A 15797-nucleotide genomic window follows, 5' to 3' on the forward strand; every position below is an offset into this window, starting at 1 on the left:
TGCCATGCACCTTTAGAGAATTCGCATGCAAACTTTTTTTATCGCGCCCACCGATTTTGGTGTGGGTCTGACCTCCATCAGCCTCGGGCTGGTGCGTACTCTTGAGCGGGCCGGCCTCAAGGTCGGTTTTTTCAAACCGATTGCCCAGCCGCACCCAGGCGACACCGGGCCTGAACGGTCCACCGAACTGGTGGCGCGCACTCACGGCTTGAAACCGCCTCAGCCGCTCGGTCTGGCCCATGTCGAGCGCATGCTCGGCGATGGTCAGCTGGACGAGTTGCTCGAAGAAATCATCACCCTCTATCAACAGGCTGCTGTCGGCAAAGACGTGCTGATCGTAGAAGGCATGGTCCCGACCCGCAGCGCCAGCTACGCCGCGCGGGTCAATCTGCATTTGGCGAAAAGCCTCGACGCCGAAGTGATCCTGGTCTCGGCACCGGAAAACGAAGTGTTGACCGAACTGTCCGGCCGAGTGGAATTGCAGGCGCAATTGTTCGGCGGCCCGAAAGACCCGAAAGTCCTCGGCGTGATCCTCAACAAGGTCAAAACCGAGGAGAGCATGGAGGCCTTCGCCTCACGCTTGAAAGAGCATTCGCCATTGCTGCGCAGTGGCGATTTCCGTCTGCTGGGTTGCATCCCGTTCCAGCCGGAATTGAACGCCCCGCGCACCCGCGACGTCGCCGATCTGATGGGCGCGCAAATTCTCAATGCCGGTGACTACGAAACCCGGCGCATGACCAAAATCATCATCTGCGCCCGCACCATGCGCAACACCGTGGAGCTGCTCAAGCCCGGCGTGTTGGTGGTAACGCCCGGTGATCGCGACGACATCATCCTCGCCGTCAGCCTCGCCGCCATGAACGGCGTGCCGCTGGCCGGCCTGTTGCTGACCAGCGACACCCTGCCCGACCCGCGCATCATGGACCTCTGTCGTGGCGCGTTGCAGGCTGGCCTGCCGGTGTTGTCTGTGAGCACCGGTTCCTACGACACCGCTAACCAGTTGAACGGTTTGAACAAGGAAATCCCGATCGACGACCGCGAGCGTGCGGAGATCATCACCGACTTCGTCGCCAGCCACCTCGACGCCAAGTGGCTGCACCAACGCTGCGGCACGCCTCGGGAAATGCGCCTGTCGCCCGCGGTGTTCCGTTATCAATTGATCCAGCGTGCCCAGGCTGCCAACAAACGCATCGTCCTGCCTGAAGGCAGCGAGCCGTTGACGGTGCAAGCCGCGGCGATCTGTCAGGCACGCGGCATTGCACGCTGCGTGTTGCTGGCGAAACCGGCGGATGTTGAAGCCGTCGCTCGCGCCCAAGGCATCGAGTTGCCGCCGGGGCTGGAGATTCTTGACCCGGACCTGATTCGCGAGCGCTACGTCGAGCCGATGGTTGCCCTGCGCAAAACCAAAAGCCTCAACGCGCCGATGGCCGAGCAGCAACTGGAAGACACCGTGGTGATCGGCACCATGATGCTGGCGCTGGATGAAGTGGACGGCCTCGTGTCCGGCGTCATTCACTCCACCGCCAACACCATCCGCCCGGCCCTGCAGCTGATTAAAACGGCGCCGGGCTGCACGCTGGTGTCGTCGGTGTTCTTCATGCTGTTTCCCGAAGAGGTTCTGGTCTACGGCGACTGCGTGATGAACCCGCACCCGAGCGCCAGCGAACTGGCCGAGATCGCGCTGCAAAGCGCCGACTCGGCAGCTGCCTTCGGCATCACCCCGCGCGTGGCAATGATCAGCTACTCCAGCGGTGAATCGGCCAGCGGCGAAGAAGTCGAGAAGGTGCGCGAAGCGACGTTGCTCGCCCATGAACAACAGAACTCGCTGCTGATCGACGGTCCGTTGCAATACGACGCCGCCGCCAACGAAACCGTCGCCCGACAACTGGCACCGAACAGCCAGGTCGCCGGTCGCGCCACAGTGTTCGTGTTCCCCGACCTGAACACCGGCAACACCACCCACAAAGCGGTGCAGCGCAGCGCCGACTGCGTCAGCCTCGGGCCGATGCTGCAAGGCCTGCGCAAACCGGTGAACGACCTGCCGCGCGGCGCGCAAGTCGACGACATCGTCTACACCATCGCGTTGACCGCGATTCAAGCTGCCAACCGACCTTTGGATCTTTAAATGCTGGATTCCCTACCTGCACCGCTGCGAGGCGTGATTGCCTCGCTGCTGTTGGCGCTGAACACGATTGCCTGCTGCACACCGCTGTTCATCGTGGCGATCTTCAAACTGCTATTGCCCTTCCCCGCCGCCCAGCGTTTTACCGATTGGCTGATGAGCCACATCCACGAAGCCTGGATCAGCAACAACAAAGCGTGGATGGATTTGCTCGGCCACACACGCTGGAAACTCAGCGGCCTGGAAGGCCTGGACTATCAGCACTCGTATTTGATTACCAGCAACCACCAGAGCTGGGTCGACATCATGGTGTTGCAATACGTGCTGAACCGGAAGATTCGCCCGCTGAAGTTCTTCCTCAAACAGGAACTGATCTGGGTCCCGGTGATTGGTCTGGCGTGGTGGGCGCTCGGCTTTCCGTTCATGAAGCGCTATTCCAAGGCCTACCTGGAGAAGCACCCGGAGAAGAAAGGCAAAGACCTGGAAACCACCCGCAAGACCTGCGACAAGTTCCGCCATAACCCGGTGGGGATTTTCAACTTCGTCGAAGGCACGCGCTTCACCGAAGGCAAGCATGCCCAGCAGAAATCGCCGTTCAAGCATCTGCTCAAACCGAAGGCTGGCGGCATTGCGTTTGTGCTGGATGCCATGGGTGAGCAACTGGAAGCCATCGTCAACGTGACCATTCACTACCCGGCCGGGCGTCCCGGTTACTGGGATTTGCTCTGTGGGAACGTGAAGGACGTGGTGGTGCACTTTCAGGAACTGAAGATTCCGCCGCAGTTCATCGGCAAGAACTACGACCAAGACGGCGAGTATCGATTGCAGTTTCAGGGCTGGATCAACCAGTTGTGGCAGGACAAGGATGCGTTGCTGGGGCAGATGCATCGCGAGTATCCAGCCAAACACTGATCTCCTGTGGGAGCGGGCTTGCTCGCGAAAGCGGTGTGTCAGACGACATCAATGTTGAATGTCAGTCAGCTTTCGCGAGCAAGCCCGCTCCCACATTTGGAAAACACCAGACACAAAAAAACCCGCCGATGATCACTCATCGGCGGGTTTTTTATTAACGGCTAACGCTTAGATCGCGCCACGCTTGCGCAGCAGTTCCAGCACTTGCTTGACGCTTTCTTCCAGCGACAGCGACTGGGTATCGACCACGAGGTCGGCGTCCAGCGGCACATCGTACGGGAAGGAGTCGCCCGGGATGTTATCCCCGGCCGCCGCGTACAGGCCTTGTGGGTCACGCTCGGCACAGACCGTCGGAGATGCCTGGACGTAGACCGTCAGCAGACGCTCCTTGCCGATCAGCTCCCTGGCTTGCTCACGACCTTCGGCACTCGGCGCAACGAAGGCTGCCAGTGTCAGCAGACCCGCCTCGTTGAACTGACGCGCAACGTGCGCCGCACGACGCCAGTTCTCGGTACGCCCGGCGCGATCCTGTGGCAGACCTTTGTTCAGGTCGTGACGCAGGTTCTGGCCATCGAGTACAAACACCGCGCGGCCCATGTCGAACAGCTTGCGTTCAACCGCGTAAGCCAGGGTGCTTTTGCCGGCGCCCGACAAGCCGCTGAACAACACGGTGGCCGGTTGCTGGCCAAAGCGCTGAGCGCGTTCTTCGGTGGCGACGTGCGCCAGTTTGCCGTGATGCGTGCTGGTGCCATGGCTCAACGGCTGGGCGATGATCATGCCGGCCGCCACGGTGCCATTGGTCAAACGATCGATGACGATGAACGAACCGGTGGTGCGGTTACTCGCGTAACCGTCCAGCGCGATGGCCGCGTCGAGACTGATCTTGACCCGACCGATTTCGTTCAAGTGCAACGAACTGGCCGGACCTTCTTCCAGGGTGTTCACGTCAACGCGGTTGACGATGCTGGTGATCGAACCCGGCACGTAGGTGGTCGCGCGCTTGATGTCGTATTTCTTGCCCGGCAGCATCGGTTCTTCGGCCATCCACACCAGCATGGCGTCGAACGCGTCAGTCACTTGCGGCTGGTTGTCGGCGTGCACCAGCAAGTCGCCGCGAGAGATGTCGATCTCGTCTTCCATGGTCAGCGTCACCGCCTGACCAGGACCGGCGTGCTCCAGCTCACCTTCGAAGGTGACGATGGATTTCACGCGGCTGCTCTTGCCCGATGGCAGCACTACGACTTCGTCGCCCTTGTGCACGACACCGCTGGCCAGCGTACCGGCGAAACCACGGAAGTTCAGGTTCGGACGGTTGACGTACTGCACCGGGAAACGCAAGTCGGTGTAGTTGCGGTCGCTGGCGATCTCGACGGTTTCAAGAATTTCCATCAGCGACTGGCCGGTGTACCACGGCGAGCGCTCGGACTTGTTCACCACGTTGTCGCCTTTCAGCGCCGACATCGGCACGAAGGCCATGGTGGTCGGCTTGAACGCGATGCCTTCGGCGAACTTCAGGTAATCGGCCTTGATCGACTCGAAGACTGTTTCGTCGAAGCCGTTGAGGTCCATCTTGTTGATGGCGACAACGATGTGTTTGATGCCCAGCAACGAGGCGATGAAGCTGTGGCGACGGGTCTGGGTCTGCACGCCGTAACGGGCATCGACCAGGATGATCGCCAGGTCACAGGTGGATGCACCGGTGGCCATGTTGCGGGTGTACTGCTCATGGCCAGGTGTGTCGGCGATGATGAATTTGCGCTTGGCGGTAGAGAAGTAGCGGTAAGCGACATCGATGGTGATGCCCTGCTCACGCTCGGCCTGCAGGCCGTCGACCAGCAATGCCAGGTCAATGTCATCGCCGGTGGTGCCGACTTTTTTCGAGTCGCGGGTAATGGCTTCCAGGTGATCTTCGTAGATCATTTTGGAGTCGTGCAGCAGGCGCCCGATCAGGGTGCTCTTGCCGTCGTCGACGTTGCCACAGGTAAGAAAGCGCAGCATTTCCTTGCGTTCGTGCTGGCCCAGATAGGCGAGGATGTCCTCGCTGATCAAATCAGATGCGTGCGACATGACAACCCCTTAGAAATAACCCTGACGTTTCTTTTCTTCCATCGAGCCTGCGCCATCGTGATCGATGACCCGGCCCTGGCGTTCGGAAGTTCGCGTCAGGAGCATTTCCTGAATGATGTCGGTCAGGCTGGTAGCCTCGGACTCGACCGCACCGGTCAACGGGTAGTCACCCAGTGTGCGGAAACGGACCTTCTTCTTGACGATGCGCGCCTTGTCTTCATCGCTCAGGTGATTGAGCAGGCGTTCGTCGTCGATCATGATCCAGGTGCCATTCATCTCGATAACGTCGCGCTCGGCGGCGAAATACAGCGGCACAATCGGAATGCCTTCGAGGTAGATGTACTGCCAGATGTCCAGTTCGGTCCAGTTCGACAATGGGAAAACACGGATCGATTCGCCCTTGTTAACCTTGCCGTTGTAGACGTTCCACAACTCGGGACGCTGGTTTTTCGGGTCCCAGCGGTGCTTGGTATCGCGGAAGGAATACACGCGCTCTTTGGCACGGGACTTCTCTTCGTCACGACGGGCACCACCAAAAGCGGCATCGAAACCGTACTTGTCGAGGGCCTGCTTGAGGCCTTCGGTTTTCATGATATCGGTGTGCTTGGCGCTGCCGTGGGTGAGCGGGTTAATACCCTGCGCAACACCCTCGGGATTCACGTGCACCAGCAGGTCAAGGCCGAGTTCTTCGACCATGCGGTCGCGGAACGCGTACATTTCCTTGAACTTCCACTGGGTGTCGACGTGCATCACCGGGAACGGCAGTTTGCCCGGGAAGAATGCCTTGCGCGCAAGGTGCAGCATCACGGCGGAGTCTTTACCGACGGAGTACAGCATCACCGGGTTATCGAACTCGGCGGCGACCTCGCGGATGATGTGGATGCTTTCGGCCTCCAGCTGTTTCAGATGCGTCAGTTTGTCGACCATGGCTACTCACGAAAACGATCTTATGGACGGCCAGCGGGCCGTGTTCGAGCGGGGAATCCTAGCACAGCGACCTCTTCTAATCAGGACGCCGACTAGATCGAAAGGGTATATGAATATACCCCCGCGTTTGGGCAGTCAGATGGGGTTCGGGCAATCAATGAAGATGTGTTCAAGGGCAAAACGCCGCGCCAGATAATCCCCGAGTGCCTGCACGCCATAGCGTTCGGTGGCGTGATGGCCGGCGGCGATGAAGCTGATGTTGTTTTCCCGGGCGCTGTGGAAGGTCTGCTCGGACGCCTCACCGCTGAGGTACAAGTCGACGCCAGCCAATACGGCCTGATCGATGTAACCCTGACCGCCACCGGTGCACCAGCCAACGCGCCGGATCATCTCGCTGCCTTCAATCAGTAACGGCTCGCGCCCCATGACTTCTTGTACGCGACGGGCAAAATCGCGGGGCGTCACTGGCTCGTTCAATGAACCAACCAGGCCGACAACTTTGAGATTGTCCGGGTCCAACGGGCCCTCCACGGTGATATCGAGCTGACGTGCCAGCTGCACGTTATTGCCGACTTCGGGGTGCAGATCCAGCGGCAGATGGTAGGACAACAGGCTGATATCGTGCTTGAGCAGGGTTTTCAACCGACGCTGCTTCATGCCGGTGATGCACGGATTCTCGCCTTTCCAGAAATAGCCGTGATGCACCAGTACCAGATCGGCGCTGGCTTCCACAGCGGCGTCGAGCAACGCCTGGCTGGCGGTGACGCCACTGACGATGCGCATGACCTGTGGCCGGCCTTCGACCTGCAACCCGTTGGGGCAGTAATCGGCAATCTTGGCACTGTTAAGGTAACGGTCGGCTTCTTCGACCAGGGTGCTCAGGGCGACGGCCATAAAAGACTCCTAAATATCCCGTTCAGAGGCACGCTTCGCCTCGTATAATGCGCGACATTATGGGCGGTCTCATACCGCCTGCAACCTCTCAGGACGTGCTTAATGCTCAAGGCGCTGCGTTTTTCTGGCTGGCCGCTGTTGGCCGGCGTGCTTATCGCTCTATTGATTATGCAGCGTTACCCGGAATGGGTCGGGCTACCGAACCTGGACGTCAATCTGCAACAAGCCCCGCAAACCCTCGGTCTGCAGCAGGGCCCGGTGTCCTATGCCGACGCGGTGACCACGGCCGCGCCGTCGGTGGTCAACCTGTACACCACCAAAGTGGTCAATAAACCCAGCCATCCGCTGTTCGAAGATCCGCAGTTCCGCCGCTTCTTCGGCGACAACTCGCCCAAGCAGAAGCGCATGGAGTCGAGCCTCGGTTCAGGCGTGATCATGAGCCCGGAAGGTTACCTGCTGACCAACAACCATGTGACCAGCGGTGCCGACCAGATCGTGGTGGCGCTCAAGGACGGTCGTGAAACCCTGGCCCGAGTGATCGGTAGCGACCCGGAAACCGACCTCGCGGTCCTGAAGATCGACTTGAAGAATCTTCCATCGATCACTGTCGGGCGTTCCGACAACATCCGCATCGGCGACGTAGCTCTGGCCATCGGCAACCCGTTCGGTGTCGGCCAGACCGTGACCATGGGCATCATCAGCGCCACCGGGCGCAATCAGCTGGGCTTGAACAACTACGAAGACTTCATTCAGACCGACGCTGCGATCAACCCCGGCAACTCCGGCGGTGCGCTGGTGGATGCCAACGGCAACCTGACCGGCATTAACACGGCGATCTTCTCCAAGTCCGGCGGTTCGCAGGGCATCGGTTTCGCAATCCCGGTGAAACTGGCCATGGAAGTGATGAAGTCGATTATCGAACACGGCCAGGTGATTCGCGGCTGGCTCGGTATCGAAGTGCAACCGTTGAGCCAGGAACTGGCGGAATCGTTTGGTCTGTCGGGACGCCCGGGCATTGTGGTCGCGGGGATTTTCCGTGACGGTCCGGCGCAGAAGGCCGGCCTGCAACTGGGTGACGTGATCCTCAGCATCGACGGCGAACCGGCCGGCGATGGTCGTCGTTCGATGAACCAGGTCGCGCGGATCAAACCGACCGACAAGGTCACCATTCAGGTGATGCGCAACGGTAAAGAACTCAAGCTCACGGCAGAAATCGGTCTGCGTCCGCCACCCGCGCCGATCAAGGAAAAAGAAGGAGAGTAAGCCGGTAGGAGCTGCGCCCTCAGCCGCTCCATAACTCCGAAGCCGTTAACAGCAGACATTCTCATTGGTCATGTTATATTGTTTCAATATCACTATTGGAACAACATAACATGTCGTCTCGAACAATGGCTTCCCTCGCAGGCCTGGCCCTCGGTTTGCTGGGGGATCCGGTCTTCGCCGAAGAATCGCAAACCGTTGAACTGGACGCCATCAGCGTCACCTCCGAGTACGAATCCCCCACCGGCCCGGTCAAGGGTTACCGCGCCACGCGCTCTTCCAGCGCAACCAAGACCGACACGGCCATTCGCGATATCCCGCAATCGATCAGTGTGATTCCCGTCAGTGTGCTCAAGGATCTGGGCAGCACCAGCGTCGAACGCGCGCTGGATTTTGCCGGTGGCGTGTCGAAGCAGAACAACTTCGGCGGCCTGACGCTTTACGAATACAGCGTGCGCGGCTTCACCACTTCGGAGTTCTACAAGGACGGTTTCAGCGCCAACCGTGGCTATCCAAGCACGCCGGACGTGGCCAACATCGAACGCATCGAAGTGCTCAAAGGACCGGCCGCCAGCCTCTATGGTCGTGGCGATCCGGGCGGAACGGTGAACATCGTTACCAAGAAACCCCAGCCCGAAGCCTTCACCACACTGCAAACCAGCGCCGGCAGCTGGGATCGCTATCGTACCGCCGTGGACGTCAACACGCCGCTGGATGATGACGGCAACGTTCTGTCCCGGGTGAACCTGGCCGTCGAGGACAACCACAGCTTCCGCGATCATGTCGACAGCCAGCGTGTGTTCGTTGCGCCTTCCTTCAGCTGGCAACTGAACCCGGACACCCTCCTGTTGGTGGAGAGCGAATTCGTTCGCCACAGCTCGACATTCGATCGAGGTATCGTCGCGCCGAACAATAAATGGAGCGGCGTCTCCCGTTCGACCTTCCTTGGCGAACCCAACGACGGCAACATCGACAACCACAACAATCTGCTGCAAGCCGCCCTCGAACATCAGCTCAACGACCGCTGGAAACTGCGCCTCGCCAGTCATTACAAGGAAGGCAAACTCTGGGGCTTCGCGTCCGAAAATCGTCCATTGAACGCCGATGGCCATACCGTCAACCGTCGCTATCGCGAGCGCGATACCAACTGGCATGACAGCATCACCCAACTCGAACTGCGCGGTTTGTTCGACATCGGCAGTTGGCAACACGAACTGCTGATCGGCAGCGAATACGAGAATTTCCGCAAGAACGAACGGGTCACGACCATTGCCGGCGGCCCGTATGCCATCGATATCTATCGGCCGATTTACGGCCAGCCGAAACCCAATGGCGCACGCTCCGGGACCGACTTCTTCGAGCACGTCGAAAGCCAGGCACTGAACCTTCAAGACCAGATCGTTTTCACCGACAAACTGCGCGGCATGATCGGTGCGCGCTTCGAACACTTTGAACAAAGCATCGACGATCACAGCCGCAACGCGACCAGCCGCCAGCGCCACGATGCCCTGACCCAGCGAGCTGGCCTGCTCTACCAACTGACGCCCGAAGTGGGGTTATTCGCCAACGCCTCCACCTCGTTCAAGCCGAACAACGGGCTGGACGCCGCCGGCAAATCCTTCGATCCGGAAGAAGGTGTCGGTTATGAAGTCGGGATCAAGAGCGAGCTGTTCGACGACCGCTTGAGCACCACCCTCGCCGCCTTCCATATCGAAAAGAAAAACGTCCTGGCGCTCGATCCGAGCACCGATTCCAGCCGCGCCATGGGCAAGGCCCGCAGCCAGGGTGTCGACCTGCAAGTCACTGGGCAAGTGACCGACGCCGTGCGAGTGATCGGCGCTTTCGCTTACATCGACGCCGAAGTCACCCAAGGCGACAAGGTCATTCCCACCGGCAGCCGAATTCTCGGCGTGGCCAAACGCAGCGGCAGTGTGTTGGGTGTTTATGAATTTCAGGATGGCCATTTGCGTGGTTCTGACCTTGGTGCAGCGTTCACCTATGTCGGCGATCGCTCGGGTGAAGCCGGCAGCGATTTCGAACTGCCGGCCTACCACACCGTCGACCTGCTGGCCCATTACAAGGCCAGCGAAAACGTCACCGTAGGCCTGAACCTGAACAACCTTTTCGACGAGAAATACTTCGAGCGCTCCTACAGCAACTACTGGGTCAACCCCGGCGAGCCGCGCAATTTCACCGTCAGCCTGACACTCAACCTGTAAAAGGACGTCCACCATGCAACACCTGAAATCCCTGGCTCTACTCAGTCTGCTGTGTGCCAGCCAAGTTTCGGCCCACGGTCTCTGGACCGAAGAGCGTCGCGGCAACATCGAAGTCATCTACGGCCACGGCGCCGAAGACAACGCCTTCAAGGCGCAGAAGATCAGTGGCGCATGGGCTTATGACGTCGGCGGCAAAATGATCCCGGTGAATGTGCAACGGCTGGCCGACCACGCCCGCCTGCAGCCGTTGAAACCGCCGGCGGTGATGGCCGTGGCGCTGAACAACGGCATGTGGTCACAGACCGCGGATAAAAAATGGATCAACGAAGGACGCAGCAAAGTACCGGGGGCCATTGAGTCGACCCAGACCTTCAAGTACAGCCTGGCGATATACCAGCCGGGGGCGAAACTGCCGAAGCTCGATCAGATGAAATTGCTGATTCTGCCGGAGGTTGATCCGCTCACCGTTGGGCCGGGCAAATCGTTGCCGATTCGAGTGCTATTGGACGGTAAGCCGGCGGCGGGTGTGAAGCTGATGGGCGACTATCGCAGCGCGCCGAATACGTTAAGCACCGAGACAGATGCAGAGGGTCGGGCGCAAGTATTGGTGCGTAATGAAGGATTGAATGTGATTGCGGCGCAGATGGAGATTCCGCTGAAGGACAACCCGGATGTGGCGACACGCGGGCTGTTCACGTCGCTGACCTTCCTGGGCGAACCACATCACGAGTAACCCACAAAACCTTGTGGGAGTGAGCCTGCTCGCGATTGGCCGTAACATTCAGCATCTATGTTGAATGTCAGACCGCTATCGCGAGCAGGCTCGCTCCCACAGGTTCAGTGTTGGATCAGAGGTCGCCGAGGCCGTCGATCAGCGCCTGATTCTGCTCCGGCGTGCCAATCGAGATCCGCAGGAATTGGGCAATCCGTTCCTGCTTGAAGTGCCGAACGATCACGCCTTGCTCACGCAACTTCGCCGCCAGCCCTGCCGCATCGTGTTTCGGATGACGGGCGAAGATGAAGTTCGCCGCCGACGGCAACACTTCAAAGCCCTTCGCTTCCAATTGCGTAACGACCCATTCACGATTCTCGATGACCAACCGGCAGGTCTTGTCGAAGTACTCACGATCTTCGAACGCTGCGGCTGCACCGACATTCGCCAGACGATCCAGCGGATAGGAGTTGAAGCTGTTCTTGATCCGCTCCAGCGCCTCGATCAAATCCGGATGCCCCACCGCCAGACCCACCCGCAGGCCAGCCAGTGAACGGGACTTGGACAAGGTCTGAGTCACCAGCAGGTTCGGATAACGGTCCACCAGGCTGATCGCCGTCTCGCCGCCGAAGTCGATGTAAGCCTCATCCACCACGACCACCGAATCCGGGCTGGCCTTGAGGATTTGCTCCACGGCATCCAGCGCCAACAGGCAGCCCGTCGGTGCGTTCGGGTTAGGGAAGATGATCCCGCCGTTCGGCTTGGCGTAGTCCGCCGGGTTGATCTGGAACTGCTCGTCCAGCGGCACCGCGTCGAAGGCAATGCCGTACAAACCGCAGTAAACCGGGTAGAAGCTGTAGCTGATGTCCGGGAACAGGACCGGATTATCATGTTGCAGCAAACCGTGAAAGATGTGCGCCAGGACTTCATCGGAACCGTTGCCGAGGAACACTTGGTTGCTTTGCACGCCGTAATACGAGGCCACGGCGTTCTTCAGCAGATCGCTGTTGGGGTCCGGGTACAGACGTAAATTGTCATTCAGTTCGGTCTGCATCGCCGCCAAGGCTTTTGGCGAGGGACCGTATGGGTTTTCGTTGGTGTTGAGCTTCACCAGTTTCGCCAGTTTCGGCTGCTCGCCCGGTACGTAAGGCACCAGATTCTTGACGAAGGGACTCCAGAATTTACTCATGCTCAGTTGCCCTTCTTGTCGTCAACGATGCGATATTCGGCGCTGCGGGCGTGAGCGGTCAGCGACTCGCCACGGGCCAGCACGGAAGCGGTTTTGCCCAGTTCCGACGCACCCTGCTCGGAGCAGAAGATGATCGACGAACGCTTCTGGAAGTCGTACACACCCAGCGGCGAGGAGAAGCGTGCGGTGCCGGAGGTTGGCAACACGTGGTTCGGACCGGCGCAGTAGTCGCCCAAGGCTTCGGAGGTGTGACGGCCCATGAAGATCGCGCCAGCGTGGCGAATCTTCGGCAGCCAGGCCTGCGGATCAGCAACGGACAACTCAAGGTGTTCCGGCGCAATGCGGTTGGCCACTTCGATGGCTTGGTCCATGTCGCGGACCTTGATCAGCGCACCACGGCCATTGATCGACGTTTCGATGATCTCGGCTCGTTCCATGGTCGGCAGCAGTTTGGCGATGCTGGCGGCGACCTTGTCGAGGAACTCGGCGTCCGGGCTGACCAGAATCGCCTGGGCGTCTTCGTCGTGCTCGGCCTGGGAGAACAGGTCCATGGCGATCCAGTCCGGATCAGTCTGGCCGTCGCAGACCACGAGGATTTCGGATGGGCCGGCGATCATGTCGATGCCGACCTGGCCGAACACGTGGCGCTTGGCGGTGGCGACATAGATGTTGCCCGGACCGACCACCTTGTCGACCTTCGGCACGCTTTCGGTGCCATAGGCCAGTGCGGCGACCGCTTGAGCGCCGCCGATGGTGAACACGCGGTCGACGCCGGCGATGCACGCTGCGGCCAACACCAGCTCGTTGATTTCACCACGAGGTGTCGGCACCACCATGACCACTTCGGTCACGCCGGCCACCTTGGCCGGAATCGCATTCATCAGCACCGAGGACGGGTACGACGCCTTGCCACCCGGTACGTACAGACCGGCGCGATCCAGCGGCGTGACCTTCTGGCCCAGCACGGTGCCGTCGGCTTCGGTGTAGCTCCAGGAATCCTGCTTCTGTTTCTCGTGGTAGCTGCGTACTCGGGACGCAGCTTTTTCCAGCGCTTCACGCTGAGGAACGGTGATTCGGGTCAGGGCCAGTTCCAGGCGCTCACGAGGCAGGATCAGGTCCGCCATGGACGCAACCTGCAGGCCGTCGAACTTCTGGGTGAATTCCACCAGCGCCGCATCGCCACGCTCGCGCACGGCCTTGATGATGTCCAGCACCCGCTGATTGACCGAGTCGTCAGACACACTTTCCCAGCTCAGCAGATGATCCAGATGATGTGCGAAATCCGGGTCAGCAGCGTTGAGTCGGCGAATTGCAGTCGGTGCGGTCATAGCGAGAGCCTCATAGGAATGGCAAAAACTCAGGTACCCGAAGCTACCATCGATCCGCTTGGGCACCTGAGAATTCTGGCTATGAGGCGGATAGACGGGCGCGACTTAACGTCGCGCAGGTGAATCAGCCGCGGTGTCGAGACTCCACTGCCTTGCGCAGGGTGTCGATCAACGCCTGGATACGGGCGTGCTGCATTTTCATTGAAGCTTTGTTCACGATCAGCCGGGAGCTGATGTCGGCAATGAAATCCTGGGGTTCCAGACCATTGGCGCGCAGGGTGTTGCCGGTGTCGACCACGTCGATGATCTTGTCTGCCAGACCGATCAGCGGCGCCAGTTCCATCGAGCCATAGAGCTTGATGATGTCGACCTGACGGCCCTGCTCGGCGTAGTAGCGCTTGGCGACGTTGACGAACTTGGTCGCCACACGCAGGCGGCCCTTGGGCTCGACATCGCCGACACGGCCAGCGGTCATCAGCTTGCAGAGGGCAATTCGCAGGTCCAATGGCTCGTACAAACCCTGGCCGCCATATTCCATCAGCACATCTTTACCGGCGACGCCCAGGTCAGCGGCACCATGCTCGACGTAAGTCGGCACATCGGTGGCGCGCACGATCAGCAGACGTACATCGGCCTGAGTCGTGGGGATGATCAGCTTGCGGCTCTTGTCCGGATTCTCGGTCGGCACGATGCCCGCTTCAGCCAGAAGCGGCAGGGTGTCGTCAAGGATGCGGCCCTTGGACAGTGCGATGGTCAACATGGGAAACGTCAGTCCTTATCAAGGTACTCATGCCCGGTCGCAAATGGCGCCGGACACACATCGAGCCGGTAACCGGCTCGACTTGAAACGAAATCAACGGGCGCGTCCCTGCGCCCATGCAGCAGAAACTAGCCCGGTACGCGGCGGATCTTCGCGCCGAGCATCTGCAGTTTCTCTTCGATGCACTCGTAACCACGGTCGATGTGGTAGATGCGGTCGATCAAGGTGTCACCTTCAGCGATCAACGCCGAGATCACCAGGCTGGCCGAAGCACGCAGGTCGGTGGCCATGACTGGCGCGCCCTTGAGTTTTTCGATGCCGGTAACGATGGCAGTGTTGCCTTCGACCTGGATGTGAGCGCCCATGCGGTGCAGTTCGTAAACGTGCATGAAGCGGTTTTCGAAGATCGTCTCGATCACGGCACCGGTGCCTTCGGCAATGGCGTTGAGCGAGATGAACTGCGCTTGCATGTCGGTCGGGAACGCCGGGTACGGAGCGGTGCGCACGTTAACGGCTTTTGGCCGCTTGCCGTGCATGTTCAGCTCGATCCAGTCTTCACCGCAGGTGATTTCGGCACCCGATTCCTTGAGTTTCTCAAGAACGGCTTCGAGGATGGTCGGATCGGTGTCCTTGACCTTCACACGACCGCCGGTCACGGCAGCAGCGACCAGGTAGGTGCCGGTTTCGATACGGTCAGGCATCACTTTGTAAGTGGTCGGGTGCAGACGCTCAACGCCATCGATGGTGATGGTGTCGGTGCCGGCGCCAGTGATCTTGGCACCCATGGCGATCAGGAAGTTCGCCAGGTCGATGACTTCAGGTTCGCGAGCGGCGTTTGCCAGAACGCTGCGACCCTTGGCCAGAGCGGCCGCCATCATGATGTTTTCGGTACCGGTCACACTGACGGTGTCGAAGAAGAAGTGCGCACCGCGCAGGCCACCTTCAGGCGCCTTGGCCTTGATGTAGCCGCCTTCGACGTCAATGACCGCGCCCATGGCTTCAAGGCCACGGATGTGCAGATCAACCGGACGCGAACCGATGGCGCAACCGCCAGGCAGTGCGACTTCAGCCTCACCGAAACGGGCAACCATCGGGCCCAGCACCAGGATCGACGCACGCATGGTTTTCACCAGTTCGTACGGAGCGATCAGGGTCTTGATGGTGCGCGGGTCGATTTCGACGCTGAGTTTCTCGTCGATCACTGGCTCGATGCCCATACGACCGAACAGCTCGATCATGGTGGTGATGTCGTGCAGGTGCGGCAGATTGGCCACGGTCACCGGGCCATCACACAGCAAGGTTGCAGCCAGGATCGGCAGGGCAGAGTTCTTTGCCCCGGAGATGCGGATTTCGCCATCAAGACGAACGCCACCGGTAATTATCAATTTATCCATAAGAATCTCGACG

The 15797-nt window shown here is 59.8% G+C and carries 12 protein-coding genes; 5 read left to right on the top strand and 7 right to left on the bottom strand.

All coding sequences use genetic code 11. The features are described from left to right. The first annotated feature begins 25 nt into the window (after positions 1-25). Together pta and CKW16_RS17230 are read left to right on the top strand one after the other, a co-directional pair. On the top strand, positions 26-2125 hold the full coding sequence (gene pta / locus CKW16_RS17225) for a phosphate acetyltransferase (RefSeq protein WP_095129433.1): 2100 nt from the start codon (positions 26-28) through the stop codon (positions 2123-2125). After that, the gene (locus CKW16_RS17230) at positions 2126-3034 is read left to right on the top strand and encodes an acyltransferase (protein ID WP_095129434.1); all 909 of its coding nucleotides are present in this window, start codon (positions 2126-2128) and stop codon (positions 3032-3034) included. 168 nt (positions 3035-3202) lie between these two features. Here the strand turns inward: CKW16_RS17230 and cysN are convergent, their stop codons facing one another. The 3 genes from cysN to CKW16_RS17250 all read right to left on the bottom strand — a co-directional run bounded on the left by cysN (position 3203) and on the right by CKW16_RS17250 (position 6922). After that, positions 3203-5101, bottom strand: a complete 1899-nt coding sequence (gene cysN, locus CKW16_RS17240) for a sulfate adenylyltransferase subunit CysN (protein WP_095129436.1) — start codon at positions 5099-5101, stop codon at positions 3203-3205. 9 nt (positions 5102-5110) lie between these two features. Continuing rightward, on the bottom strand, positions 5111-6028 hold the full coding sequence (gene cysD, locus CKW16_RS17245; protein ID WP_008008639.1) for a sulfate adenylyltransferase subunit CysD: 918 nt from the start codon (positions 6026-6028) through the stop codon (positions 5111-5113). 135 nt (positions 6029-6163) lie between these two features. Continuing rightward, positions 6164-6922: a Nif3-like dinuclear metal center hexameric protein gene (locus CKW16_RS17250; RefSeq protein WP_095129437.1), complete on the bottom strand. Its 759-nt coding sequence runs from the start codon at positions 6920-6922 to the stop codon at positions 6164-6166. A gap of 102 nt (positions 6923-7024) precedes the next feature. Here CKW16_RS17250 and algW point away from each other — a divergent pair, with 102 nt between their 5' ends. From algW to CKW16_RS17265, 3 genes are all read left to right on the top strand, one after another. Further along, positions 7025-8185 (top strand): Do family serine endopeptidase AlgW, encoded by a 1161-nt coding sequence (gene algW / locus CKW16_RS17255; protein WP_095129438.1) that lies wholly within the window; start codon positions 7025-7027, stop codon positions 8183-8185. 110 nt (positions 8186-8295) lie between these two features. Then, entirely contained in the window at positions 8296-10401 is a 2106-nt protein-coding gene (locus tag CKW16_RS17260) for a TonB-dependent siderophore receptor (protein WP_095129439.1), read from the top strand. A gap of 13 nt (positions 10402-10414) precedes the next feature. After that, entirely contained in the window at positions 10415-11134 is a 720-nt protein-coding gene (locus CKW16_RS17265) for a DUF4198 domain-containing protein (RefSeq protein WP_095129440.1), read from the top strand. Between the two features lie 115 nt (positions 11135-11249). On the opposite strand, the gene hisC is transcribed toward CKW16_RS17265, so the two are convergent. The 4 genes from hisC to murA all read right to left on the bottom strand — a co-directional run bounded on the left by hisC (position 11250) and on the right by murA (position 15784). After that, positions 11250-12302, bottom strand: a complete 1053-nt coding sequence (hisC, locus tag CKW16_RS17270) for a histidinol-phosphate transaminase (RefSeq protein WP_095129441.1) — start codon at positions 12300-12302, stop codon at positions 11250-11252. Between the two features lie 2 nt (positions 12303-12304). Further along, positions 12305-13630 (bottom strand): histidinol dehydrogenase, encoded by a 1326-nt coding sequence (hisD, locus tag CKW16_RS17275; RefSeq protein ID WP_056742965.1) that lies wholly within the window; start codon positions 13628-13630, stop codon positions 12305-12307. A gap of 124 nt (positions 13631-13754) precedes the next feature. Beyond that, a complete protein-coding gene (hisG, locus tag CKW16_RS17280; RefSeq protein WP_007901570.1) occupies positions 13755-14390 on the bottom strand; it encodes an ATP phosphoribosyltransferase in 636 nt (211 codons plus the stop codon). 128 nt (positions 14391-14518) lie between these two features. Then, the gene (murA, locus tag CKW16_RS17285; protein WP_046052892.1) at positions 14519-15784 is read right to left on the bottom strand and encodes a UDP-N-acetylglucosamine 1-carboxyvinyltransferase; all 1266 of its coding nucleotides are present in this window, start codon (positions 15782-15784) and stop codon (positions 14519-14521) included. Positions 15785-15797 lie beyond the last annotated feature (13 nt).

Origin of the sequence: Pseudomonas sp. Irchel s3h14 (genome assembly GCF_900187425.1) — a bacterium.
In the GTDB taxonomy this organism is placed as follows: Bacteria; Pseudomonadota; Gammaproteobacteria; order Pseudomonadales; family Pseudomonadaceae; genus Aquipseudomonas.